The sequence below is a fragment of the Rhodonellum psychrophilum GCM71 = DSM 17998 genome, from assembly GCF_000381545.1.
GTDB classification, from domain to species: domain Bacteria; phylum Bacteroidota; class Bacteroidia; order Cytophagales; family Cyclobacteriaceae; genus Rhodonellum; species Rhodonellum psychrophilum.
The window spans coordinates 22078-47419 of record NZ_KB906676.1 but is presented as its reverse complement, the minus strand read 5'-3'; the positions used below and the strand labels follow the sequence as shown (position 1 = coordinate 47419).

Annotated in this window: 26 protein-coding genes, 1 tRNA gene and 1 pseudogene; 7 read left to right on the top strand and 21 right to left on the bottom strand. The window is 42.8% G+C overall.

All coding sequences use genetic code 11. From position 1 onward, the window contains the following. Positions 1–1420 precede the first annotated feature (1420 nt). The 4 genes from F824_RS0108165 (at position 1421) to F824_RS0108150 (ending at position 3180) form a co-directional block, all read left to right on the top strand. Positions 1421–1627 (top strand): addiction module protein, encoded by a 207-nt coding sequence (locus F824_RS0108165; protein ID WP_139189744.1) that lies wholly within the window; start codon positions 1421–1423, stop codon positions 1625–1627. Then, the gene (locus F824_RS0108160) at positions 1624–1923 is read left to right on the top strand and encodes a hypothetical protein (RefSeq protein ID WP_019597383.1); all 300 of its coding nucleotides are present in this window, start codon (positions 1624–1626) and stop codon (positions 1921–1923) included. Before F824_RS0108165 ends, F824_RS0108160 begins: the two co-directional genes overlap by 4 nt. A gap of 97 nt (positions 1924–2020) precedes the next feature. Beyond that, positions 2021–2398, top strand: coding sequence for a transmembrane 220 family protein (locus tag F824_RS0108155; protein WP_019597382.1), 378 nt, complete (start codon positions 2021–2023; stop codon positions 2396–2398). A 32-nt stretch (positions 2399–2430) separates the two neighbouring features. Further along, positions 2431–3180 carry an NIPSNAP family protein gene (locus F824_RS0108150; RefSeq protein WP_019597381.1) on the top strand — a complete coding sequence of 250 codons (750 nt, stop codon included), beginning with the start codon at positions 2431–2433 and terminating at the stop codon, positions 3178–3180. A gap of 284 nt (positions 3181–3464) precedes the next feature. Here F824_RS0108150 and F824_RS0108140 read toward each other — a convergent pair whose 3' ends face one another. From F824_RS0108140 to F824_RS0108070, 14 genes are all read right to left on the bottom strand, one after another. Then, the gene (locus tag F824_RS0108140; RefSeq protein WP_019597380.1) at positions 3465–6908 is read right to left on the bottom strand and encodes a ThuA domain-containing protein; all 3444 of its coding nucleotides are present in this window, start codon (positions 6906–6908) and stop codon (positions 3465–3467) included. A gap of 576 nt (positions 6909–7484) precedes the next feature. Further along, positions 7485–7751 carry a hypothetical protein gene (locus F824_RS25695; RefSeq protein ID WP_019597378.1) on the bottom strand — a complete coding sequence of 89 codons (267 nt, stop codon included), beginning with the start codon at positions 7749–7751 and terminating at the stop codon, positions 7485–7487. 244 nt (positions 7752–7995) lie between these two features. Beyond that, positions 7996–9198 carry a phosphoglycerate kinase gene (locus F824_RS0108125; protein ID WP_019597377.1) on the bottom strand — a complete coding sequence of 401 codons (1203 nt, stop codon included), beginning with the start codon at positions 9196–9198 and terminating at the stop codon, positions 7996–7998. 100 nt (positions 9199–9298) lie between these two features. Next, positions 9299–10288 (bottom strand): L-threonylcarbamoyladenylate synthase, encoded by a 990-nt coding sequence (locus F824_RS0108120; protein ID WP_019597376.1) that lies wholly within the window; start codon positions 10286–10288, stop codon positions 9299–9301. After that, entirely contained in the window at positions 10288–10959 is a 672-nt protein-coding gene (locus tag F824_RS0108115; RefSeq protein WP_019597375.1) for a tetratricopeptide repeat protein, read from the bottom strand. Before F824_RS0108115 ends, F824_RS0108120 begins: the two co-directional genes overlap by 1 nt. Positions 10960–11027: 68 nt before the next feature. Next, the gene (locus tag F824_RS0108110) at positions 11028–11480 is read right to left on the bottom strand and encodes an acyl-CoA thioesterase (protein WP_019597374.1); all 453 of its coding nucleotides are present in this window, start codon (positions 11478–11480) and stop codon (positions 11028–11030) included. Beyond that, positions 11480–12031: an NUDIX hydrolase gene (locus tag F824_RS0108105; RefSeq protein WP_019597373.1), complete on the bottom strand. Its 552-nt coding sequence runs from the start codon at positions 12029–12031 to the stop codon at positions 11480–11482. The genes F824_RS0108110 and F824_RS0108105 overlap by 1 nt, the downstream gene beginning before the upstream one ends. A gap of 6 nt (positions 12032–12037) precedes the next feature. Further along, on the bottom strand, positions 12038–12628 hold the full coding sequence (locus F824_RS0108100) for a hypothetical protein (protein WP_019597372.1): 591 nt from the start codon (positions 12626–12628) through the stop codon (positions 12038–12040). Next, positions 12628–14544, bottom strand: a complete 1917-nt coding sequence (locus F824_RS0108095; RefSeq protein ID WP_019597371.1) for a RecQ family ATP-dependent DNA helicase — start codon at positions 14542–14544, stop codon at positions 12628–12630. The genes F824_RS0108100 and F824_RS0108095 overlap by 1 nt, the downstream gene beginning before the upstream one ends. A 1-nt stretch (position 14545) precedes the next feature. Continuing rightward, positions 14546–15322, bottom strand: a complete 777-nt coding sequence (locus F824_RS0108090) for an enoyl-CoA hydratase/isomerase family protein (protein WP_019597370.1) — start codon at positions 15320–15322, stop codon at positions 14546–14548. Positions 15323–15416: 94 nt separating this feature from the next. Next, complete coding sequence (locus F824_RS0108085; protein ID WP_019597369.1) at positions 15417–17393, bottom strand: ComEC/Rec2 family competence protein; 1977 nt, start codon at positions 17391–17393, stop codon at positions 15417–15419. 69 nt (positions 17394–17462) lie between these two features. Then, on the bottom strand, positions 17463–18029 hold the full coding sequence (locus F824_RS0108080; RefSeq protein ID WP_019597368.1) for a hypothetical protein: 567 nt from the start codon (positions 18027–18029) through the stop codon (positions 17463–17465). A gap of 43 nt (positions 18030–18072) precedes the next feature. Continuing rightward, positions 18073–18510: a GNAT family N-acetyltransferase gene (locus F824_RS0108075; protein WP_033405225.1), complete on the bottom strand. Its 438-nt coding sequence runs from the start codon at positions 18508–18510 to the stop codon at positions 18073–18075. After that, positions 18467–19468 carry a PhoH family protein gene (locus tag F824_RS0108070; protein ID WP_019597366.1) on the bottom strand — a complete coding sequence of 334 codons (1002 nt, stop codon included), beginning with the start codon at positions 19466–19468 and terminating at the stop codon, positions 18467–18469. Before F824_RS0108070 ends, F824_RS0108075 begins: the two co-directional genes overlap by 44 nt. Positions 19469–19572: 104 nt before the next feature. On the opposite strand from F824_RS0108070, the gene F824_RS0108065 reads away from it, so the two are divergent. The 3 genes from F824_RS0108065 to F824_RS0108055 all read left to right on the top strand — a co-directional run bounded on the left by F824_RS0108065 (position 19573) and on the right by F824_RS0108055 (position 20824). Next, the gene (locus F824_RS0108065; protein WP_019597365.1) at positions 19573–20352 is read left to right on the top strand and encodes an SAM hydrolase/SAM-dependent halogenase family protein; all 780 of its coding nucleotides are present in this window, start codon (positions 19573–19575) and stop codon (positions 20350–20352) included. Position 20353: 1 nt separating this feature from the next. Further along, entirely contained in the window at positions 20354–20650 is a 297-nt protein-coding gene (locus F824_RS0108060) for a putative quinol monooxygenase (protein ID WP_022582205.1), read from the top strand. 90 nt (positions 20651–20740) lie between these two features. Next, positions 20741–20824, top strand: a tRNA-Leu gene (locus tag F824_RS0108055). Positions 20825–20975: 151 nt separating this feature from the next. On the opposite strand, the gene F824_RS0108050 is transcribed toward F824_RS0108055, so the two are convergent. The 7 genes and pseudogenes from F824_RS0108050 to F824_RS28170 all read right to left on the bottom strand — a co-directional run bounded on the left by F824_RS0108050 (position 20976) and on the right by F824_RS28170 (position 25339). Further along, the gene (locus F824_RS0108050) at positions 20976–21422 is read right to left on the bottom strand and encodes a hypothetical protein (protein ID WP_019597363.1); all 447 of its coding nucleotides are present in this window, start codon (positions 21420–21422) and stop codon (positions 20976–20978) included. Between the two features lie 32 nt (positions 21423–21454). After that, positions 21455–21916, bottom strand: coding sequence for a terminase small subunit (locus F824_RS25690; RefSeq protein ID WP_019597362.1), 462 nt, complete (start codon positions 21914–21916; stop codon positions 21455–21457). 343 nt (positions 21917–22259) lie between these two features. Further along, the gene (locus F824_RS0108040) at positions 22260–23174 is read right to left on the bottom strand and encodes a hypothetical protein (protein ID WP_019597361.1); all 915 of its coding nucleotides are present in this window, start codon (positions 23172–23174) and stop codon (positions 22260–22262) included. Next, positions 23171–23572: a hypothetical protein gene (locus tag F824_RS0108035; RefSeq protein ID WP_019597360.1), complete on the bottom strand. Its 402-nt coding sequence runs from the start codon at positions 23570–23572 to the stop codon at positions 23171–23173. Before F824_RS0108035 ends, F824_RS0108040 begins: the two co-directional genes overlap by 4 nt. Continuing rightward, on the bottom strand, positions 23569–23865 hold the full coding sequence (locus F824_RS0108030) for a helix-turn-helix domain-containing protein (protein WP_019597359.1): 297 nt from the start codon (positions 23863–23865) through the stop codon (positions 23569–23571). The genes F824_RS0108035 and F824_RS0108030 overlap by 4 nt, the downstream gene beginning before the upstream one ends. Positions 23866–23958: 93 nt before the next feature. After that, positions 23959–24912 carry a hypothetical protein gene (locus F824_RS0108025; RefSeq protein WP_019597358.1) on the bottom strand — a complete coding sequence of 318 codons (954 nt, stop codon included), beginning with the start codon at positions 24910–24912 and terminating at the stop codon, positions 23959–23961. A gap of 181 nt (positions 24913–25093) precedes the next feature. Beyond that, positions 25094–25339 (bottom strand): annotated as a pseudogene (locus tag F824_RS28170) (terminase small subunit). Positions 25340–25342 lie beyond the last annotated feature (3 nt).

The following is a 25342-nucleotide window of genomic DNA, read 5'->3' as shown; positions in this document are numbered from 1 at the left end:
TTCGTGCCGCTGGCACTTTGGCACGAGCGCTTTGATAGATTGTGTAGATCAAGATAGATAGTGTATTCTCCAACAGCTCCGTAGGATTGATCGATATATTAGTCCATGCATTTCAATCCATGACAAGGGGATAGCCACCATGCCATAAAGTCCCGTAGGGACAAGCGGTATAGTTTATAACCAAAAACAAATCACCCCGCTAGCTAATTCGCTTTGCTAGAGCGAGATTGGAAGCACCCGATGCCCGGAAAAGATTGGGGGAGAATGGAAATGTGTTTAGATTATGGAAAAGTTTATAGGTTTGAATGAATTTGAAAAGGAAAGAATTAAGGGATTCAATAAAGTGTTAATTTTAACCATATCTATCATGAATAAGAAAATCATCTCGTTTTTAATAATCATAGTTTCCTTACTTATTTCAATATCGATCTTCAATGATTGGGAGAATTTTAAAAGAGGAATTCATGGTAAGCCACCTGTTGAAAAAAAGGGAGTTTATAATTAGGGTTGATTTTTGATTTAATTATCTCAGAGAATTTGAAAAAGTAACTGATAACAGAACGAATTAATGGGGAAAATTTAGAAAATTTGAGCGATTCAGAACTGATACAAACCAATTGAGAGAAATTAGGATGCAACCCCAGCACACGAATCGGCATTACACGGCCCAAATTCCAGGCCTACGGGTTGATTTAACAAAAAGATTGATGCTTTCCTTATTTAAATAAGGATAAGCATCAATCTTTATATAAAAAAAATTTAAGGAAAAATCATCATGTCCAAAACGATATTATATGGGCCCATATTTTAACATTATTTAAAAATTGTGACTTTATATTTCTCAGGGTTTCTTCTCGCTAGTCATTACCCGCCTTTTCAAAATAGACAGGATTTCTTTGATTTTGGGTTGGCAGATTCCGATGTTGGGTTGGCATCTATTATTGCAGTTTATTTGATATTCACACCTACAAGTAAATCAAGACTACAATTTGTAATCGAAAATAAAACTAGAATGCGATAAATAAAATAGCAACTCACTATACAGAGATTTTTAACCCAAAATCATTTGCACTGTTGCAGAAATTCCATTTTGATTATCAATTATTAAAGAGATGAAAAGAAAATATTTATTGATTTTTATTGGACTAGTATTGTTCTTTTATTTGGCTTATCTAGTCCGTAATTGGGAGGCTTTTGTTGAAGGATTTAAAGCTGGGTGGAATTAGATTTTTTTTTAAGTGGTCAGAAAATGAAACCTTCTCAACCGATTTTATTGGATTCAAATCACCATAAATGTAGGGATTTTAACCTCCAATCTTATTGAAACCTTTTAGGGCTGAAAACAAAGTGATCGCTCCTCACCCAAATCCTTTGAATCAAATTTTTGCTTATCTTGTACTTCGATCAAACCAACAAAGCCATGAGAGAGGTGACCTTGAGAATCCCTGATGACAAATATGATTTCTTTATGGAACTGTTTGAACAGTTGGGATTGGAAAAATCCGATGATTTCGAAATCCCTGAGGCGCATAAGGAGATTGTAAGGGAGAGAATTAGAAAATCGGAAGAAAATCCGGAAATCCTATTGAATTGGGAAGACGTCAAAGATACTTTTAAGTTGGAATGAAATATTTCAAAATTCAAATCAATAGTGAAGCCTACCAAGATATTCAAGAAGGTGTCGATTGGTACAATAAACAGAGAAAAGGCCTTGGAAAAGAGTTTCATCTTGAAGTAAAAGATGGGTTTGAAAAATTAAAATACTTGTCATTTTTCCAAATCAGATACGACCAAACCAGATGTCTGCCCTTGAAAAGGTTCCCCTTTATGATCCATTACACGGTGGATCAAAAAAAGGAGTTGATCATCGTTAGCGCTGTGTTCAATACTTTCCGAAATCCGGACGTTTGGAAAAACAGATAGCAGAAAATTCAGAAAAGAAAACCTTGATTGATACGGGGATTTCGCCCAGATTTATACATATCAATTTGCCAGTAATACATACCCAAGCCCAAAACCCATGCATGCCTTCCCAAAATACTTCTTTATTTTTTGGACCCTGATCTTCCTGCTCTTCGCCTACTTCCAACTCAATGATCCGGACCCCGAAATCTGGGTGAGCATTTATGTGGCGGCCATGGTATTTACAGGACTTGCTGTCCGTGGAAAGCATCCCCTCATTCCCCTTTCCATCGCTATCCTGGCCTGTATTATTGGTGCGCTTTACTATTTCCCGGAATCTGTTTCAGGATGGATCAGCCAGGAATTGGAACAGAAAGACCTCACCATGAAAACACCCCAAATGGAGGAAGCCCGGGAAACCTTCGGTCTTTTGATCATTGCGGTGGTACTTGGGTATTCCGCCTTTTTGGGATGGCGGGAAAAACGACATTTCTAATTAAACCATCTACTCAAACTAACCCCTATTAAATGAAAAAGCTTTCCCTATTGTTCCTATTTTGCCTTTTGGCCTTTGCCTTCACCGCAGAAGCCCAGCAATCGCGCTACTATGAAATGCGGACCTATCATTCCCCCGAGGGCAAAAGGCCGGACCTGATCAAACGCTTTCAGGACCATACATTGAAATTGTTCGCCAAAAACGGAATAGAAAATGTCGGTTATTTTATTCCTACGGACCAAAATAACTACACGCTAACCTTTATCCTGGCCTATCCCAACCAGGAATCCAGAGACGTTTTGTGGAACAAGTTTGCCAATGATCCCGAATGGCAAAAAGCCTATAAAGCCTCAGAAGCCAATGGTCCTTTGGTGACAAAAGTGGATCAAGTATTCATGTCGGATGCTTCGGAACTCTCAACTGAAATCAGCAAACTCTCCCCTCAGGCACCAAAAATATTTGAACTGAGAACCTACCATTGCTTGCCGGGAAAGTTGGACGCGATCAATGCCAGATTCAGGGACCATACCCGAGAGCTGTTCGAAAAACACGGGATGCTCAATGTAATCTACTGGTACACCGTGGAGAAGGATGGCGCACAAGCCAAACTGGTCTATCTCCTTGCCCATAAAGATGAGGCTGCTGCCAAAGCATCCTTTACCGCCTTTGGTAGCGATCCGGAATGGATCAGGGTCAGGGATGCCTCTGAGGAAAACGGAAAGATCGTCGAAAAAGTGGAATCGGTTTACCTGAAAGCACTTCCTTTCTCACCCCTTCGCTAGGAATTCTGCCGGTAAAACCGAGCTTAAAACCCAATTGTTTTCAGCTCGAAAAGTGCCAATCCTTTGGGCGTAAAGATTAGATCGGGCTTTCAAAATAGTCGCCACCTTTACAGGCCAGCAGATTTTCAAATCCCCCGATCACCATTTCGGGAGTTACAACGATGAGAACCAAACACTCCAAAGCAGAAAAGCCCCACCGACTTATCGGTGGGGCTTTTCTTATATACAATCTATTGACAAATTCCTGATAAATACGTCGTTTGGAGGCATTTATCGGGGGAATCTTACTTTGCTTTCAGTTCCACTGACATCAGCGCTGCAGTTCCGGTTTCCTGCGCATTGGCAGGTCGGGTCACCACGAAAAGTTCATGCTTTTTCCCATCTGTTATCGGCTCAATGGCAATGGATGCCATTCCGCCAAAAAAGCCGCCAGCTCCTGGGCCACCAACTTTGAATAGAGATTCCCCGATTTTTTTGCCATCAGGCGTATCCAGTCTCAATTCGACCACAAAACCATGCTCGGTCGGCTTCTGACCTCCACCTATGATGTCTATTGAGGAAACCGAAGTAAGGTCCATGGCAGGTAGGCCAAAATGCGCCTCTTGTGCCGGAACCAGCAACAAAGTCTGTCCATTGTAGGACATTGCGGAATATCCTTCCATCTTGCTGGCTTGGTCCATTCCCATCTTGCTGTTTCTCAGACCCAGTGAACTGTTTCCGGTCAGTGGCTTGATGTTTTCCCCACCTCGATCGGTAAAGCTGGCAGAAAGGATCAACACGCCATTGTCGCTTGGCGCTTTGTCCAGGGTTGGTTTTACGGTTCCTTTGGCTGGCAAAGATGGGAGAGTTTCTCCCCTTCTGCCCAAGGAAAGGATGTAAGCAGCGATCTTACGGCCGTCATCATTTTTCAATTCCGGGTTGGCTGGCATGACAGTTTCTCCCCAGATCCCTCCGCCTCCTTTTTGGATTTTATTGACGAGATAATCCACCGCATTTGGGTTTCTTCTGTATTTTCTGGCCACTTCTGTGAAGGAGGGCCCTATGGAAGCCTCGTCGTCTTTGTGGCAAGTCTTGCAGGTCAGTGAACCCATCAGGCTTTTGCCTGTCATCGCTTCGGTCATGATGAGATGGCCTTGGGAAGCTTCTGCCATGTCCACTCCCGAGATGTAATCCGCAGATACAAACAAGGAGGAAAGATCTTTCCCAACCTCTGCATCATCCGGATCCGTGACCGTGATGGTGTAGGAAACTGGTTTGTTGGCGAAATAAAAGGTTTGGTTGCCTTCAACCTGGATATTGACAATTGGAGCAATGTTGCCCGCATAGACTGAAACCAGATTGCTCTTTGCAGATAGCTTTCCTGGATCGCTTACCTGCACCTGTACATCGTAATCCCCAAGTGCATTGAAGGTATGTTTCAATTCGGGTTCGGAAGTCGTGACCGTTTCGCCATTGCCCAAGTCCCAGACAAAAGTCAGGGGATCATTCTCAGGATCGCTGGCGTCCACCTTGAAGACCGCCGTAAAAGGCAAGGCACCTGAGGTTTTGTCCACGGTTATTTTCTGTACCACCGGAGTTCTGTTTCCATCGTTGAAATCAATTCTGGAGAGCCCGGAATCCGCATTTTTGGTAAACCAACCATTGCCATATTCCAAGACGTAGATTTTTCCGTCCGAGCCAACTTCCATGTCCATCAATGCATTGAATTTGGTGGTGGACATAAAGGGATCCATCTTGTCGAAATCGCCATTTGGCTGCATGGTGACTACTTTGATCCAACCCCTTATCCAATCATACATAAAGAATTTTCCATTGTAGTAGTCCGGATATCGGGTTTCTTTGGGAAACATATCGGTGTAATACACCGGACCTGCCATGGCGTTTCTTCCGCCTGTGCCCAGTTGTGGGAATTCTTCTGAAGCACCATAAGGATACCAGATAAATGCAGGTTCTGCCTTTGGCAAATCTTTGATACCGGTATTGTTCAGTGAGGTGTTGACAGGTTTTGCAGGATCGAAAGCCTTGGTGGATGTTCCGGTTTCATAATCGTAATCAAAATAACCGTAATTGTCTCCCACAAAGTACGGCCAGCCAAAATTCCCGGCTTTTCTTGCCTGGTTGACTTCATCGTAGCCACGTGGGCCCCTGTTGTCCAAACTGTCCATATTGGCATCCGGCCCAACTTCTCCCCAATAAAGGAATCCGTTTTTCTGATCTATACTAATCCTGTAAGGATTTCTGTTTCCTTGGACGTAGATTTCCGGTCGGGTGCCCTCCGTTCCTTTTGGATACAGATTGCCTTCGGGAATTTCATAAGTACCGTCCTCTTTGACTTTGATCCGAAGGATTTTACCCCTCAGGTCATTGGAATTTCCTGAACTCCTTCTGGCATCAAATTGCTCATGACCTGGTCTGCCATCCACGGGCGCGTATCCTTTGGTTTGGAATTTTTGACCTGCCTCATCAAAAGGCGTCGAGTTATCTCCTGTAGACACATACAACAACCCATCCTTGTCAAAGGCAATGGAGCCGCCTGTATGGCAACAGATATTTCTTTGTGAATAGAATTCCAATACGATTTTTTCGGAAGCCATGTCCCAAGTGTCGTTTTTAAAGGTAAACCTGGACAACCTGTTGACTTCCTTGTCAATAGGGCTATAAAAAACGAAAACATGGCCGTTTTTGGCATAATTCGGGTCTTTTTGGATACCCATCAGGCCTTCCTCGGCATTCACGCCAGGGGTTTCTGTTTTCCAGTACACATCCAACTTGGCGATTTCATTTGCTGTGGAATCCCCGCTTTTATAAAACATCACTTCTCCTCTTCGCTGTGCGATCAAGATGTCAAGATTGGGAAGAACAGTCATTTCCGTAGGTTCGGTAAAGACGCCTTTCACCAGATCTGTTTTTTCAAAACGATTTTCCTCAGGAATCCTTTGGGTTTTGGCTTTGGAATAGTCCAGCTTCTTGTTGTCTCCAATGGCATACTGGATGCCTGCGAGTAGGTGCTGGAGGAAAAGATCTTCGGTATAGGATTCATTGGTATGGCCACCTGCGGTGTAAAAAGCCCTTCCCCCATCGTATTCATGGTACCAGGCGACAGGATGCTCTCCCATTTTGACACCACCTTGGTAGCTGCTTTCATCCAGATTCATGAGGACATTTACCTCAGGATTCAATTTTTTGAAACTGTACCATTCGTCTTTTCTGTTCCAGATTTCGGGAAGAAACTTGGTGGTGGAATGGCTGCGGTCGGTGACATTGATTGTTCCATCCTGCACATTTGGATGTGGATCATTGATCCCTGGGTGATCTAGGAAATAAGCGCCTACAAGTCGGTTGTACCAACCCCAGTGGTATTCCGTGTCGGTAGCGGCATGGACACCGACAAATCCTCCACCCGCTTGGATGTAGCGTTCAAAGTCGGCTTCCTGATAATGATTCAGTACTTCTCCTGTGGTGCTCAACCAAATGACCGTTGAATATTGGCTGAGATTTTCTTCGTTGAAATTATCCGAATTGGTGGTGGTGTCCACGGCAAAACCATTCTCGGCGCCCAATTTCTGGATGGCGGCAATGCCACTGGCGATGGATTCATGGTGAAATCCTGCCGTTTTGCTGAAGACAAGGACTTTGGGATCGCCCGATCGCTTGTTGCAGGAGGAAAAAAGGATAAGCGTACAAGCCAATAGCAATAGGCTTTTTTTCAAATAGGTTTGGGTTATCATAGGGTATTGTTTTGCAGGAAATATAAATATTTTTTACAGATCAACTCAAAGTTGATTTTTGAATGGGGAATAATGGGTTGAAGTGGAGAAAACGAAATGATAAATACATTTTGAATTGACAAAGCGTGAAATTTACAAATAATATTTAGATAAAAAACGCTTCAATGTGTACTTTTTACATGCTGGGCAAATCACGGTTTCCCAAGGCCATTGAACCAGAATTCTAAGACAGCGGAAAAGTAACGGAAAGCAGATAACTTGAGGTTAGTTAGATGGAAATATGCATTAGACTTCTTAAGGTTATCGAAATTGCAAGAAAATCAGATCATTGGGAGACTAATTTCTGACACCAATAGGGTGAAGTCAAAAATAGCCAACAGCTATTTGATCATCAGTGAATTACAATCCCAGATTGTAATTGTCATGCATCACAAGCGTTGAATTGAAAACCACAGGGCTAAAAAAGGATCCGGATCGGATTTTGGGCAACTACTTTTTTTCTGAATCTGGAAAAAATAATGCTTAACGGATCAAAAAACAACAAAACCCTTTGGGGAAGCAAATCCAAACGTACGGCTATTCAACTTTCTTTTTGTAAACACGATTCACGCAAACCACACTGTCGATCTCACTTTGTTCGTTCTTGATGTCTAGCGACCACAACTTGCCGTCCTCATCCCGATAGGTGAAAACGCCTGTTTCTTTGCTTCTCCTGATATCCTCCATAATTTCAAAGGAGGTGCCGTCCTTGAGATAGACCATGCAGGGATCTTTGATTTCCTGAATATCCATACAAGCCAATAGCCCCAACAATAAAAAACAGGAAGCCAAACCCTTTTTCATACTTCTAACAATTTCATACCCATTACCGACCAAAAGTAAAGTTTAAAACTTTACCAACCTTATATCCGGAAAGATATTGTTTTCAATGATATCTCCCTCATGGGAAAAAAGATACATCGGTAGCTAAGCGAGGGAATATACACCATTATCGGAAAAACACATAAGGTTAAACATCTTTAAAGCAAAAAAGACCGATTGGATCGGTCTTTTTTGTATTTGTATACACTGAAATTTCAACACTTTTTTATTTTGGCTGCAAGGCCTCAACACCAGGAAGCACTCTGCCTTCCATGTGCTCTAGCAAAGCACCACCACCGGTGGACACGTAGGAGACCTTATCTCCGTAACCAAACTTATTCACCGCAGCTGCGGAATCTCCGCCACCGATCAGGGAGAATGCTCCGCTTTTGGTCGCCTCCACCACAGCATCTGCCACGGCTTTGGTTCCTTTGTCGAAACTGTCCATCTCAAATACGCCCATTGGACCATTCCAAAGAATGGTTTTGGAGGCTTTGATCACTTCTGCAAATATCTCCCGGCTCTTTGGTCCAATGTCCAATCCCATCCAGCCATCAGGGATTTCGCCCTTATTGGCCACGCCTTGCTCCGCATCATTTGCGAAAGCCTTGGACGTAATGGAATCTTCCGGAAGGATGATTTTCACACCTTTGGCCCTTGCCTTTTCCAGCAATTCCAATACAAAATCCAATTTATCTTCCTCGCAAAGTGAGTCCCCGATGGTGCCTCCTTGAGCCTTTGCGAAAGTATATGACATTCCGCCACCGATGATCAAGTTGTCCACTTTGTCCAACAAGCGCTCGATGATCATGATTTTATCCGAAATCTTGGCACCGCCCATGATGGCAGTGTAAGGCCTTTCCGGATTTTCAAGGACTTTGTCTGCATTCTCCAACTCGGATTGCATCAAATACCCACTTACTTTGGTATCAAAAAACTTGGCAATCACAGCCGTGGAAGCATGTGCTCGATGAGCGGTTCCAAAGGCATCATTGACATAGACATCTCCAAGAGAAGCCAGTTTTTTCGCAAATTCCTCGTCTCCTTTTTCTTCTTCTTTGTAAAATCTTAGATTTTCCAATAAAAGGATCTCTCCTGGCTGCAGCCCCGCGGCCAACTGCTTCGCTTCTGAACCAATACAATCCGGAGCGAACTTCACGGAACGTCCTACCAATTTTTGAAGGTGGTTGATCACGTGTTTTAATGAATATTTATCCGTGGGGCCATCTTTAGGCCTTCCCAGATGTGACATCAAAATTACAGAACCCCCATCTTCGAGTATTTTCTCAATGGTTGGAATGGCCGCGCTGATCCTAGAATCGTCGGTAACATTCAAATGGTCATCCAAAGGGACATTGAAATCTACCCTGACCAAGGCTTTTTTACCTTTAAAGTCAAGGTTATCCATATTTTTAACTCTGTTTTTCATGTTTATTGTTGGTTAATGGTTGAAAGTCGGAAATCCGAAGCTTATTTAATTATTTTTTTACAGAACCGGAAAAAGACAAGATTTTAAATCCTCCCTCTTTTCAGCTAGAATGATGCAATCCCTGTTTATTATCGGCCGCGGCTCTCCTCAGCCTGTCGTTGATTGCCCTGCCCAAACCTTCTTCGGGCAAAAGTTCTGCTAAAATTACAGAAACATCCATGCTATCCAAAGCCCTCATCGCGGCAAAAAGATTTTTTGCCGCCTCGTCCAAATCTCCCGTAGGACTTAAATCCAGTTGTTGGGTCTCTGGGATTTCGGCAAAGTGCTTTTTGAAAGACAATACCGCGAAGGTTTTTTTCTCGCTTATACATGAATTGACCAACTCTTTTAGATTGCCTAAAACAAATGGTTTTTTCGGTGCGTAATGGCTTTTGAGCATTCCCGGAGATTTTGGATTGCTGCTGGAATGGGTCTTTACAACAACCCGGCCAACAACCGACTCGATGGCATCGATATCCAATCCACCCAAACGGTAGACAGTCACTTGGCCATTCTCCATGCCCACTATGGTGCTTTCCAATCCTACTTTACAATCCCCACCATCCAAAATATAGGGTATTTTGTCACCCAGCTGGGCATTTACATGGTCCGCTTGGGTAGGACTGATGTATCCAAAAGGATTTGCACTCGGAGCAGCCAAGGGAAAATCCAAAGATGCCAGCAGAGAAAGTGCCAAAGGGTGTTGGGGAACCCTCACCGCCACGGTGTCCAAACCACTCGTGACCAAGTCAGAAATATTGGGTTTTCTCTCCAATAAAAGCGTCAATGGTCCAGGCCAATATTTTTTTGCCAATAGAAAAAGTGAATCTGGAATATGGGTCGTGAAATCGGAAACTTGGTGCAAGGATGCCGTATGAATGATCAGTGGGTCAAAACTTGGCCTGTCTTTGACTGCGAAGATTTTGGCTACGGCATCGGGATCAAAGGCATTTCCCGCCAAACCATAGACGGTTTCCGTTGGAATCCCAACCAACTCGCCGGATTCCAGCAAACCCTTGGCTGTGGTAATATCCTTCCCTATCGCAGCCATTACTCTTGGCAAAAATCGTTGATCCAAGTTTTGGCTTCGGTATAACCCAAACTCAAGGACATCTTCAAGTTGGCGCAACCCTCTTCTTTCATCCCCAAAGCACTCATTTGGGTCACTCCCAAAAGATAAAAAGCGGCTCCGTTTCGGTTATCGACCTCCACAGTGGCGGCCAAAGTCTCCAAGGCTCCAAGAGGATCATTGTTCCCCAATTGGGCTTTTGCTTTGTTGAACAAGGCCAAAGGTTGGTTTGGATTTGCCTGAAGCGCCATGTCAAAATCCAACAGGGCATCTTCGTAAGCTTCCATGCCCAGCAGCGCCAAACCTCTGTTGTAATAGACATCAACTTGCTGGAGGTCCAAACCATTGGCATAATTGTAATCAATTAAGGCTTCTTTGTAGGATTTTTTCTCCAAATGGGCATTGCCCCGGTTGAAGAATGACTTATAGGAAGTGGAATCCAATCGGATCGCCGCAGTAAAGGAGGCGATTGCACTGTCGTACGCTTCCTGTTGGAAGTAGGCGACTCCTTTCGCATTGTGCGCAGCGATAAATTCTGTATTTTTTTCAATTGCCCGGTCAAAAAACCCGATTGATTTATCCAATTGTCCGGACTCCATCAATTTGATTCCTTCGTCAAACAGCTCTTGTTCTGAGGGTGAGCACGAGAACATGAGAAATAGGGCACTCAGCAAAATAATTGATCTTTTCACGTGGTTGAATTTTGGGCAAAGATAGGGATTTATGCCTTGCCAAAAGTACCGACCAGCATTTTTGATACGTATTCGGAAGGAACCGGTGTTGGCCTCATGGATTTCATATCCACGGATACCATGGTGGTCATGGCTGAAGCAAAGACTTTTTCTTCCCCATTAGCCGTCAAACCCATCAGCACCTGTTCCAAAACAAAAGAAGATTTACCGACTTCCAGGCAGCGCACATAGGCAATAGGGAGATCCAGAACGTGCATGGGTCTGAAAAAATCAAGATTGATATTGGCGACAACGGTACCTATTTCCAAAATATCCCAATCACAGACCCGGAAAAGATATTGGGCACGGGCATGTTCAAAATAATTGAAATAGATCCCATTGTTCACATGCATGTACCCATCTATATCGGAGTACCTGATTTGGATGGGGATTGAAAAAACAAAGGAGGATTTTACCTCCTCTACGGTATATTTTTTTACCATCAGATCAATATTTCCGATTTGTTCGTCTTTTCCAACATTCTCACAATGGAGGGATTGAAACCAATCATGTCTTCTATAGAATCAAAATTGATCCATGCCAAGTCATTGCTTTCTTTGCTGATGATCAATGGCTCATCCAATTCCGCTTCGATCAGGTACCTGACATCAAAGTGAAAATGCTCCGGCACATCGCCCCTTTGGGGAATGATATGCTTGTCTATATCAAAAATCCGCCTGTCTACCAATCTCAGGGAGGTGAGGCCGCTTTCTTCGCGCGCTTCTGTCATGGCAACTTCCAATAGGTTTTCATTGCCATCGGCATGTCCCCCCAACTGTAGCCAGCGGTTCAATTTGCCATGCAAAGTCAGAAGGGAATGTGTCCTCCTTTTGTTTACGATCCAGGCAGATGCGGTAAAATGACCCTCGAGTCTTTCCCTTTTGAAGGCCAGGTCATCAAATGTCAATTCTAGAAATTCGGAAGTAAAATCTGCTTCCTCTTCATAAGGTGTGCGGTAATTTTGAAGGTTTTCTCTTAGGGAAATTCTATTCATAATATTTTAAATTTGAAACAAATCATCAATAAACAGGTCAAATGGACGTGCCTTTTGATATAGGTGATCCGAATATACGGTAACTAGTATTTTAAGAAAACTTGCTTTATCGTTGATGCTCGTTTTTTCTACGCTGATATTTCCATAGAGCTGATCGATTTTCTGCTCTATCAGATCCGCACTGCTCAGGGGCGGTTTGAAATATTGTTTCTCGATTGTGCGGACATCGTCATTGATTTCTTCGATTTTTCTATCCAGACTAACTTGATTATAACCCAAATCTAACATTCGCCTTCCAAATGCAAAGAAAAGCATCGAAAAAGTTTTCTCATCGAAGGGATGTTCATAACTGATCGCAAAACCATTCGCATAGGGGGATTTGAGAATGTGGATTTCCGGGGAATCGTTGATGCCTGCTGTTTTGTAATGGTAGTTTTTATGGACCAATGCCAAGATTTTCTTGCCTTCATCGGACCCAAACCATTTCTCAGTATCGGCTTTGGACGTTTCCGACTGCACAAAATTTTCTTTGATTGAAATCGGTGTCTTTTTTTGGGGAAATAATTTTCCAATTATTTCGTCGATAAATGAGGGCATCAGGCTTTGATTTTATAGTTTCCATTGGCTTCGGAGTGAATCAATCCCTCCTCTTCCATTTCTCTGAGCACACCAAGTGTCAAATTGTCATTTTTCAGGCCTGGTGTTTCTTGTAGCGTATGAATAGAAAACGCTTTTCCATCGGATAAAGTTTGAAGGATCTTTTGCCGAAGGTCTATATTTACCTTATCCAGCATCCCTGCCTTTTTATTGGCGATGCAGGTATCACAGATTCCGCAAAAGAAATCCCCCTCTTCCCCAAAGTATTGGGAAATCTGATTGGCCCGACAAAGTGTCTGGTTATGGATATAGGCTATCATCGAGGCCGCCTTTACCTTGGTGTTTTCCCTCCTTTCGTCAATCCTTCTGGCGTTCAGCGGGAGTTTTCCCGCATCATACCTGGGAGAGAGAAAAGTCACCTGAGGTTTGTCTTTCCTTTTGTTGTATGCCAATATCCCGAACTTGTCCAATTGTTCAAGTTGGTTGATCAATTCGGATTCGGGCAAATTGATGGATTTGGCGAGTTTGGATTCTTGGATTTTCAGATATTCGACAAAAAGCTCCCCTCCAAATGTCCGCAAAAGGGCTTTGACCAGGGGATCGAGTTTTGCATTGGAAATCTGGAATTCATAGAGCTTTCCCGGATCCACCAGCAAATGGATGGAAGAAGGGACAAAAAAACTCTCATTCAAATCCACCAAATCCTCTTCCTGAAGAACCTTAAGCGCGTTGTAGGTGGAAAGTACATCCAGCCTATAGGTCTTTGCAAAATCCGCCAGGTCAAAATCATAACTCACAAACAAGCTACTTCCCACCGCAATCCGGTACTGATTGGCCAGACTTTGGTACACTTTCTTGAGAAATTCAGTCGGAGGATAGGCAATTGCGGCCCTCTCCGTCAGCGCAATCATGTCCTGCGCATTGGTCAGCAAAATGCCAAATGCCTTGATTTCATCCCTTCCTGCCCGACCGGCTTCCTGATAATAGTTTTCCAGGTTTTCGGGCAAGTCCAAATGGATCACCGTCCTCACATCAGGCTTATCGATTCCCATCCCAAAAGCATTGGTGGCCACCATCACCCTGATTTTGTTAGATTTCCAATCCTGCTGCCGGGATTCCCTGGATGCCCCATCCACACCTGCATGGTAGAATGTGGCGGAAATCCCCATTTGGTTGAGGACGTTGGCGATGTGCTTGGTCCCTTTTCGGTTTCGAATATACACAATGGAGGATCCCGGTACCCGCTTGAGGATGTCTATGGCTTTTTCCAGCTTGTTTTCCACTATTCTCACCGAATAACTGAGGTTTTTTCGGCTGAAAGAGCGCACAAATACCTCAGGCTTCTTCAACTCCAGCTTCTCGATGATGTCCTTTTTGACGACCAAAGTGGCCGAAGCCGTGAGCGCCATAAAAGGCACTTTCGGATGGAATTCCCGGATATTCGCGATTTCCAGGTAGGATGGCCTGAAATCATATCCCCATTGGGAAATACAATGTGCCTCATCGACCGCGATCAGGTTGACTTTCATCTGCTTGAAACGCTCGATGAAAATCTCCGTTTTCAAGCGCTCGGGTGAAACGTAGAGGAATTTATAATTGCCATAAATACAATTGTCCAAAACCGTATCGATCTCCCGGAAATGCATTCCGGAGTGAATCGCGGCGGCCAAAACCCCTTTTTTCCTGAGATTGTCCACCTGGTCTTTCATCAGGGCTATCAGTGGGCTCACGACCAGACAGATCCCTTCCTGCGCCAAAGCCGGCACTTGAAAACAGATGGATTTTCCTCCTCCCGTCGGCAGCAATGCCAAACAATCCTTCCCTTCCATCGCAGAAAGCACGATTTCCAACTGGATGGGACGAAAGTCTTCGAATCCAAAAATTGTCTGGAGAATATGTAAGGCCTGGGTTTTCAAATTACCAGGTAATGGGTTTTTTGTTCAAAAATGCATCAATCCCTTTTTTGCAATCACTGGTACCGCGGGCTTTGGCATTCATGGCGGCTGCATATTCCAACCCTTCTTCGAGTGTCCGTTCTTGGATTCTTGCAATCATTTCTTTGGTCAGGGCCATGGCGCTACCTGAGTTTTGTTTGATCAATTTCTGGGCATAATCATAGACGATTTCGTCAAGTTGATCAGCATTCACCACCCAATTGATGAGTCCGATGTTTTTGGCTTCCTCCGCAGAAATCGGATCGGCATCCAAAAGCAATTGGCGGGCTTTTCCTTCCCCGATTTTGCGCAGCAGAAAAACCTTTACAATTGCCGGAATGAACCCAATCTTGACCTCCGTATAGCCAAATTTGGCTTCGGGAACGGCAAAGGAAAAATCACAAACCGATGCCAGCCCACAACCTCCCGCCAATGCATGCCCCTGAACCTGGGAAATAATCACTTTGGGAGAAGTGTAAATCAGGTGGAAAAGTGCTTTTAGATTCCTGCTGTCGGCAAGATTTTCTTCAAAGGTATTGGTTTGAAGGGAATGGAGGTATTCCAAATCCGCCCCGGAGCAAAACACCTTTCCGGCAGCCTTGATGACGATGATTTTCACATCAGGATTTATCCCCAAATCCGTCAAGGCCTCCTTCAGCGCCTCGACCATTTCGGCATTCAGCGCATTCCGCTTTTCGGGTCGGTTCAATTCCAAATATCCAATCCGGTCTTTTATGTTTACACTGAGATAATCGCTCATATTTTTTTAATTTTTTTGATCCCACATTGATTCTGTGGGGAAAGGACTACAAAGGGAAATATAACCACAAGTTGCTCCCTTCCAAAATTCAAGACTAGTTTAGGTTGATCTTTATCGCATTTGTGCCTACCGGAATCGTATCCTTGAAATCCAGCGGCATCCACTGCTCATTTTTCCAGTGGTGGACGGCTTTCACTGTTGCCACCGGCGAAACAACCAAATGGGCACCCGTAAAGGTAACCGTTCCATTTCCTTTGGGAAGCCAAACCTTCAGATTGTTTTCCAAACCGAAGGCTGGAAGTTTCAAGATTTCACCGGAACTCCCCCTGTTGGGAAGTACTTTATAAGAGAGGTCTGCTTCTTCCACACTCTCCTCCCAATAAAATACCGCTCCATTTTGCCGGTAATCCATCGCAAATCCACCCCCTGAGGCATAGAGGAGCAATTCCTTGTCATCGGAAGGAAAGACAAATTTGGAGAAATGAAAGGCTCCAAAAACCAAAAGCGCAAGCATTCCCGTGTATAACTGCCATTTCATGGGCATCACCCAAAGGAGGAGCAACATCGCCAAGACAAACCAATACATCCAAATGGAAACAGGATCGATATGGAGATTGGAGATTTTGGCCATGGGCAAACCCTGGACAGCAAAAATCAATTGGTTCAGCAGCAGAATCAATTTCTCCACCACCCAGCCCAGCCCTTCCGAAACATAGGGGACCTTGGCCAATACCATGAATGGCACCCCAACGGACATGATCAAAAAAGCGCCGGGAATCGCGATGAGATTGGACAGGATAAAATAGGTGGGGAACATGTGGAAATAATAAACCGAGATGGGAAAAGTGGCCAATTGGGCGGCGATACCCACCGAAGAAATCTGCCATGCATATTCCAAGAATCTATTTTTGGGCAACCAAATCCCCACGATCAAGGGTTGGAAAAGCAAGATCCCCAAAAGCGCCATGTAAGAAAGCTGAAACCCTACCGCATAGATCAGAAAGGGGTCAAAAGCCAACAGAATGAGTGCAGAAAGCGCTATGGCGTTGAAAATGGAGGGGCTTCTGGATTTCATTTGGGCGAGGGCCATCAAGGAAAACATCGTCGCGGCCCGCATCACCGAAGGTGACATTCCCGTCAACAAGGCATAGCCCCAAATAATCAGGATAAGAAAGGAAAGGTATAGGATTCTTTTGCCTAGGGAAAGGCGAAAGGGTTTGACAAAAAGAAAGAAGAATCCATAAACGATCCCCACATGAAGCCCCGACACTGCCAAAATATGCATGGCACCCGTACTCGCATAGGCTTCGCTGAGGTCTTTCTGCATGTTTTTCTTTTGGCCAAGGAGCAGCGCTTTCGCGACCTGATTGGCTTGGTAATCGATGATTTTCAGATCCATTTCCCGAAGGATTCCCGATCGGATTTTCAGGAACAAATCTTCCACAGGTTGCTCATTGACAGTTCCCAACTTACGGAACCGATTGCCGATGAAGTGCTGGTGGGAGATTTGCTGCCGCTGCAAAAACTTCCGGTAGTTGAATTCCTTTGGGTTATCCGGTGGGGAAATCTCCTGCGGCATTCCCTTCACCCATAACAAATCGCCTGGCTGCAATCCGGCATCTCCGCGATGGTAAATGAGGATTTCCCCCTGAAGGGGAAAATGATCCTTCCCCTCAAAGCCGGATTTAAGCAAAAGTCTGTTGGCAATCGAGTTGGGCTTTTGTTCATCATTGCCAAGGACCACAGCAACATATCCTGTCAGTGGTTTTTCCCGATGGAGTATATGCTGAGGATGGTTTTGACTGTCTGTCAGATGGCTGAAAAAAGCGCCGGTTAAGAGCAATTGGGCATAGGCCAGAACCGACAGCCAAGGCCTTACCAAAAATCGATTCCATTTTTCCTGCACAACCAAAAGCAGAACATAGGCAAGAAACAAGGAAACCAAAAACCCCAAATAGAATTGTGGAGAAAAAGAATCCAGAAGGGGGTACAACAGAATCCCCAACACGAAAAAAAGAATATATCTTAAAAATGGAAACTCACTGAATCTCATCGGCAAGGAATTTTCCATTAATCTAGGCATTAAAACAAAAAAAGGAACCCCTTTGGGCTCCTTTCACTATAAATTAAACGACTAATTTCAAAATCGAAATCCTACAGAAAATCCAGCTTTGAATTCCACTGCAGAAAAGCGGTCATTGACCTCGGAACTGAATCCGCGGGCGATGTTGGCATAAGGCCCAAAGGCAAACTTGTCATTGAAAACCCATTTGTAACCTGCCCCAAGGCCAAGGTAACCAGAGTTCAGATTGGTCACCGTGGTGATTCCGTCAATGGCTTCGGTGAATTCCCCAAATCTGTATTTGAAGAAAGGAAAGAGATAAAGTTTTGCATCCTGATTCCCATCAAAATAGAAATTATAGGAAACGAGCACCGAGCTGGCATCGAAATCCCTATTCCCCTTTTGAGAATTGTAGCCAAATCTATCATTGAGGTGTAGCTCTACGCCGATGGATTGTTCACGGGAAAGAAACTGTTCATAGCCCAACTCAATGGATCCCAAAATAATGGTGTTGAGAAAATTCAGTTTTATCTCGCCGGTACTGTGGTCCTTTTCCATTTTGACAGCAGGCTGCATGTCAGTCTGTGCGTAGATGGAAAAACTGATCAGGAATATGGCCAAGAAGCCAAAAATGGATTTTTTCATTTTTATAAAATTAAATTATCAACAAAGTTAGGGAAAAACCCTTCTACAAATACAGTTCCATTTTGAAATGCTGGATATTACATTCCTCGAACATGGGGCCGGTTTTTTTGAAACCAAATTTCTCGTACAAAGGAATGGCAGTAAGTTGGGCGTGCATGTACAACAGTTTCCCTTTTGCCGATTCATGGGAAGCAATGTCTTCCACGACGGCCTTTACCAAAGCCTGTCCAACGGCCTTCCCCCGCATGGGTTTCAATACGGCGAATCTTTCCAGTTTGACTCCGTTTTGGGTGAACCTCCAGCGGGCGGTTCCCGCAGGCTCCCCTTCTATTTTGGCAAGGAAATGCGTCGAAGTATTCTCGAATTCGTCGTATTCCTCAGCCGGATCCACTTCCTGCTCCACAACGAAAACATCCTCCCTGATTTTGAAAATGGTATTAAGCTGCTCCTCCGTCTGGACTTTTTCTACTGATATATTCATCTCTTTTTTGTTCTTTTTTGGCATCGTCTTTTTCATAAGCTTCAATGATGGATTTCACCAATCGGTGTCGAATCACATCCTTTCCGCTGAGTGTCACCACGCCGATTCCCTTGATGTCCTTGAGTACAGCCAATGCTTCACGAAGCCCTGATTTTTGTTTGGTCGGGAGATCCACTTGGGTCTGATCTCCGGTGATGATCACCTTGGAGTTGGGGCCCATTCTTGTGAGAAACATTTTGATCTGTTCGTTGGTGGTGTTTTGTGCTTCGTCCAACAATACAAAAGCATCGTGCAAAGTTCTCCCCCTCATATAAGCCAAAGGAGCAATCTCGATCACCCTGGTTTCCTGATAGAATTTGAGTTTTTCGGAAGGAACCATATCGCTCAGAGCATCATAAATAGGTCTCAGATATGGATCGAGTTTCTCCTGCAAATCCCCTGGCAAAAACCCGAGGTTTTCTCCTGCCTCGACTGCAGGGCGGGTAATGATGATGCGTTTGACCTCCCGATTCTTCAATGCTCTGACGGCCAAAGCCACGGCGATGTAAGTTTTGCCCGTTCCAGCTGGACCCAGTGCAAAGACCAAGTCATTTTTGGAGGCGGATTCTACCAATTTGCGTTGATTTTCGGATTTGGGTTTGACCACGACGCCTTTGTTTCCGTAAAGGATGACATCGTTTTTGATGTTTTCTTCAAACGGAACCCCCTCCAGAGAGATATACTCCTTGACATTATCGGCGGTGATCCGTCCGAATCTTTCGAAGTGCTGAAGGAGCATGTTGAGGACATCGTTGATTCTTAAAATCTCGGGTGCACGACCCTGGATCCGAATTTCATTGCCTCGGGAAACAATTTTGCTTTCCGGAAATGCGGCGGCAATCTGACGGATATTCTCGTTTTCTGAGCCCAAAAAGTCCAGTAACGGAATGTTTTCTAAGGTAATTACTTTTTCTACCAATCGATTTGTTTTGATTTAAAGGATTCTGGTAAAGGTTAAAGAATAAAATTTCTACTTTTGTTTGACCTATCACAAAAATACAAAATTTTAATAGACTTGCTCATATGGCACTGATAACATTCACATCAGATTTTGGAGACGGGGATTATTATGCCCCGGCGGTTAAGGCGAAGATGTTATCGATCAATCCCCAATTGAACATTATTGATATTTCACACAGTGTAGACACCTACGACATTGCCCATGCGGCCTTCATCTTGAGGGCGGTTTACAAGGATTTCCCCAAAGGAACCATCCACTTGATGGCCCTGAATGGCACCAGCAACATGACCGATGGTTTTATTGGTATTAAACTGGAAGACCATATTTTTGTTGGCCCCAACAATGGGGTTTTGAGCTTATTGTCGGACCATGACCCCGGCATCATCGTACAGTTTGCGGATATCCACCTGAAGGACAGCACTTTTCCTGCCAAGGACATTTTGGCACCCATCGCCGCAAAAGTTGCCTCCGGCGCAGCCATCCATGATTTTGGAGGCCCTTTGATGCAGATGAAAAAAATGATCCCCAGGCAGTTCAAGGCCACCCGGAAACAAATCATCGGCCATGTCGTGCGGGTGGACAATTATGGCAATCTGCTGACCAACATCAGCAAGGAAATCTTCGATAAGCTCAATCCAGGAAAGTTCACCATCGAATTTAGCCGGGAATCCCTGACCAAACTCAACAAGACCTACGACCATGTCGAGCCGGGCGATTGCTTTGCGATCTTCAACAGTTTGGAGCTATTGGAAATTGGCATCAACCATGGGCATGGTGCGGATTTGCTCGGCCTGAGGCTGGACAGTCCTGTTTTCATTAATTTTTTCCCCGAGGAGGCTTGATATGCTGATACGAGTAGTCAGGATGACCTTTAGGGAAAATGCGGTGGAGGAATTTCTTTCCAATTTCCACGCCATCAAGGAAAAAATCCGGGGATTCCGAGGTTGTCACCATCTGGAACTCTGGCAGGACGAAAACCAGAAAAATATTTTCATGACTTTTAGCCATTGGGAAAACGAGGAAGCCTTGGATCAATATCGTGATTCCGAGCTCTTTAAATCCGTCTGGGGTGCTACGAAGCCCCTTTTTTCGGAAAAGCCAATCGCTTTCAGCTCAAAAAAAATCCTGGAACTGCCCTAAAGGACTTGCATGGAATAAAATCTTTATTCATCTTTGCATCCCGATCAGAAAGGAACGGGTCAAGTTTCTTACCAGAATTTGAAATTGCATGCCCAGGTGGCGGAATTGGTAGACGCGTTGGTCTCAAACACCAATGAGGTTACACTCGTGCCGGTTCGACTCCGGCTCTGGGTACACAAAACCCCTTTAGAAGCGATTCTGAAGGGGTTTTTGCTTTTATTGGCAAACCATTGGCAAACATTTAGAGAATTCGGTTTTTTTAGTCTGGAAAATAATAAACATTCATTGTAAAGGTTGCTGCGATTTTTTAACAAGGTCGCTTAATTTACTTGGTGAAATCAACTAAAACCTCATCTTCATAAAAGGCCTTAATATTGACATTATTAAATCCTAAGGCTTTTGCCCATTTTCCAGTAGGTGTTAAAAAAGCACTCGTTTCTATTGTTTCGGTTTTTAAGTTTTCTTTGAAAATTTTTAAATTTGTAGACATGTTATCTTCAAAATCTTGAAACTCTTCACCAGCGTGCCAACTACCTTTAATGATAGTAATTGGAACCACATTGTTTATTTCGTTAAATATTTTTTCAAATGCTTCAAAACCATAGCCATTTCTTTGATAATTGGGATGAAAAATTTTGACAACACTTACTAATTCCCCGTACTTATTTCCAAATCCTTCTACAGTTCCAATATCCTCATTTTGACCATTTGTCAATTGGTAACATTTGGTTAAATCGGTATTTTCAGAATCAGGAATATAAATTATCTTCATAGGTCGATTTTCAATTATTGGTAGTTTACAGTTTATTCTAAAGGATGATCATTTTTCACCAGTTCCCACAGCATCATCAACGCTTTCATTTTGTCATGGGATTGGATTGAATATCCAGTTTCAGTTTTCTTAAAAGATTTGATTGCCCCTGTTTTTTTGGGATCAACTTCACTAAGGGATTTAAAAGACCAATCCTCGTTAAAAAAATCGGTGACATCCGCAAAAGCGATCTTTGCTAACTCTTCTAAAACCTTTTCCTGTGTTACCCCAATTTTTTCAAGGATGTCAGATGATTTCGCTTGAATATATTTTTTGATGTAAGGTTTTGTAAGGTTTTCATAACCCTGCTGTCTTGCTGTATGCGCACTGTACCCTGCAAGTTTCGCTGCTTTTGTTGCATTCATTCTTGCACCACCCAAATAGTGGCCAACAAAGTGAAGCTCTTTGTCTGTTAAAAACAATTTTTCGTTTCCAAGGTCGATTTCTGTTTTCATTGTTTATCCCTCTATTGATCTACTGATTATTAACTATTTCATGCCTACTTGTATGGAAATCAAAATTATGGCAGCATTTAGGCTCTTTGGGTGATTTGGACCTGAATAAACCTGAAAATTTTTATAGGTTGTCTGGGTTTCCCAATAGTCCTGACACAAACATAATTCAACCCCTAATTTGCATCCCTTTGATTCAAGCTTATCACAACATTAAATACAACCTTTTTCTGCTATACTACATGTCAAACTATCTTGGTTTTCGCTTTTTTAACCTTTCGTGAAAAACCTTGCATTAAATACAGGCAATTTTCATTAAACATTCTATGTATAAAATGCATACTTTTTATGCTACTGGAATTGAATTCAAGAACTTTAGTTTTTTTTCAAGTAATTTTTCTAGCATTTGGTTATAGTCCTCCCCTTTAAACTCCTGGCGCAACTCCTCCAATCTTCGCTCATAACCTTTGTAGGTCCTATAGTTTGATTTCTTCTTCAAGACCTTTTTAAACAATGGATTGCTCATAAAGATAATAACCGAAGCATCATGAAAATCTCTGGCTTGCTCAGGATCTAAACCATAATCAAAACCTAATGAAGAAATGACTTCATACAATTCAAAAGTCAGAAATGCAGCAGCGCTTTGGCTCCAAAGGTCCCTTGGATTAAATATCAGAATAGGATTCAGCCTTCTCTTCTGAAAATAAGCCATGTTCATTTCGATTTCTATCCTAAGAGTTGGAACAATGTCCAATCGATCACATTTTTTAACCTCAAACTGTTTATCATAAATTTTGATATTATAATGTGTACTTGGATACCTCTTCCCATAAACAGTCCGACTGTTCCTGGGTCTCATCGGCTCCATTGGATTTCCTTTGAAAGAAATCAACCTTTCAATAATCCGCTTCGGATCACACTCTAAATTGATGGCAACTGTCAACTTGGTGATTCTGGATTCCCAAAACACATCACCAAAAACAGCACTCAAAGTCTCCATGCACTGCTTAATTTCCCACTCTGTAAATTCAGAATAATTGTTCCCGTGGTAAAACTTATGCAGAGAGTTTACCACTATGATTTTCCCTGAGATCATTTTCAGGTAAAGGTTTTTTAGCTCTCCGGTATAGCTAGTCACATCCCCGTTTTTGTTAAATTCAGGACTGAAAACCATACCATTCCACTCAAATGGATGGGTGATTTTTTGTCTGAATTCCAAAGGTGGGTCAAACGGTATTTCAAACTTAATATCATCTATCATTTCCCACTAGCTTTTTGTGGTTCTTTGAGATATCCTTCTTTGGGAAAATCAAACCGGAAAGCTATGGTTCTCTCACTTAGCTTTCCGAAGACTTTTATTTTATGAAGACCAGAACTTGTAAGAAAAGGGTTTAATGGGATCTCTTCCCAGCCGTGCCGACTCATTTCATGAATTGAAGCCAAAAAATAACCGGAATCAATGTTCTTACTGTGAATCAACCCGATTGCTGAAAATTGTACTTTTTTAAAAACAATTTTATTTGGGAGATTATCAAGTAAAGCGGCAACCCATAGCACATCAGCCTTACAGGAAGCCCAGTCCTTTAAACAGAATTCATCGAGGGAAGAATTACATCTATGGTAGTGAACCATAAAATGGGGATGGATCTTATTTTTCATATCCCGGATCCGTTTAATGGCTTCATAGCCTTCTCAATGTCAGAACGAAGAAAATAAACACGGTTCCCAATGCCATAGGGCTGAAGCTTTCCTTTCTTGCACCAATTGTGCAACGTGCTTAATTCAATCTTCAGAAGTTCTGCCACCTCTTTTCTGGAGAGATATTCTTCCTTTGGTAATACAGGAGCGATTTCCTTTTTTATAGAATCAAGCTGGGATTTAAGCGCCTTTATGATCGCTTCCTCGAACTGCTCTGGAGATAATTGAGTGATTTGAATTGTTTGCATTTGCATGTCTTTATTATTTAGCTCATGCAAAGTCTCAATTCGTCCGTACCCTTCAAGGTACGAAATCGTACCTTTTTCAAAAGATCAAATAAAATTTTGCTATTTCAATCCTATAGCACTTTTTGCGGCAGAATAAGCTTGTTGTCGCTTCACAGTATCGACATCAAACCATACTTTGTATTTTCCCATAGCTTCAAGTTCTGGATACTTATCGGCCAAAAATAAATTGAAGGATTTTTGAGTTACATGAATAAACGGATTCTTCTCCATCTCTTTCATCATTCGGTAAAAAAAAGCAATATCTGATTGCCAGCCGGTTCCAGTCGTTAGATGATTTTTCATCAAATAATCAAACAACCTAAAGCCATTGGGTGAAAAAATATCAAGGCGATAATTCTCATCTTCAAGGTTCTTTTTGATTTCGCCTGTAACACCCAGAAGTTCACGCTTTGCAATTTTTGAAGCAATCAATCTCTGCAAAGTAGCGATCATAACAGCGGCATCATTTCCATAGTAGAGCCGAAAGTCATCCCAAGTCAAAACATCTTCTAATATATTTTTTAAATACTCTATTTCATCTTCTAACCCTGCTCCTAACTTATTGAGCCGTTCTGACAAACCTTCTTCTGAGAGGATCTGGGAATATCTATTCAAATCCTTAACTATTGCATCCATTTGACCAGGGTAATTACTAAAAAGCTCTTCAAACACATCAAATGACTCCCTGATAATCTTTTCAGTTTTAGAATAAAAAATTACCGAATTTGCTTCCCTTGAGTTAGGCAGGTCCAAAAATTCCCCATCATCGATCAAATTCAAAAGCATTACAAGAGCACATTTGACTTGATGCAAAGATTGCAATTCGATTGGTATGGAATTGTTCAAAAAAATCAAGGAATAGGTCCTAGGGTTCTGAAGTTTCAAATTCTTAAAAATAAATGCTTCAAGTATCTCAACCGCCTTAGTCCTTAATTCATTTATTTCATTTTGGATGGATTTATCAGAATGTTTTTGAACCTCCTCAAGAAATTTGTTTACATGCTTTTCTACCATAAAAAGTCAGATTTACATAGTTACCTTTTCTTTTACCAACTCCCATAGTTTCAATAAAGCACCAAGTCGATCATGCATAATTATCATCACTCCTGTTTTGGTTTTCTTAAGCGTTATAATACCTGCTGATTTTGATTTGGGTATATCTTTCAATTCTTTCAGAGCCCAATCGTCCTCAAAATTAATCCGTCTCATTCGAGAAGGCTATGTTTGCTAATTCTCTTAAAACTCTTTCCTGAGTAACCCCAAGTTTCTCCAAATTAGAATTCGTCTTATCCTGAATGTATGCTTGAATGTGAGGTTTTGTCAAATTTTCGTGACCAATTTACCGTGCAGAACACCCACTGTATAGTGCTGCTTTTGCTGCTTCAGTTGCATTGAAGGTACAGAGGTAGTTTTCGGCGAAAGAGATTTCTTTTGGTGTCATATG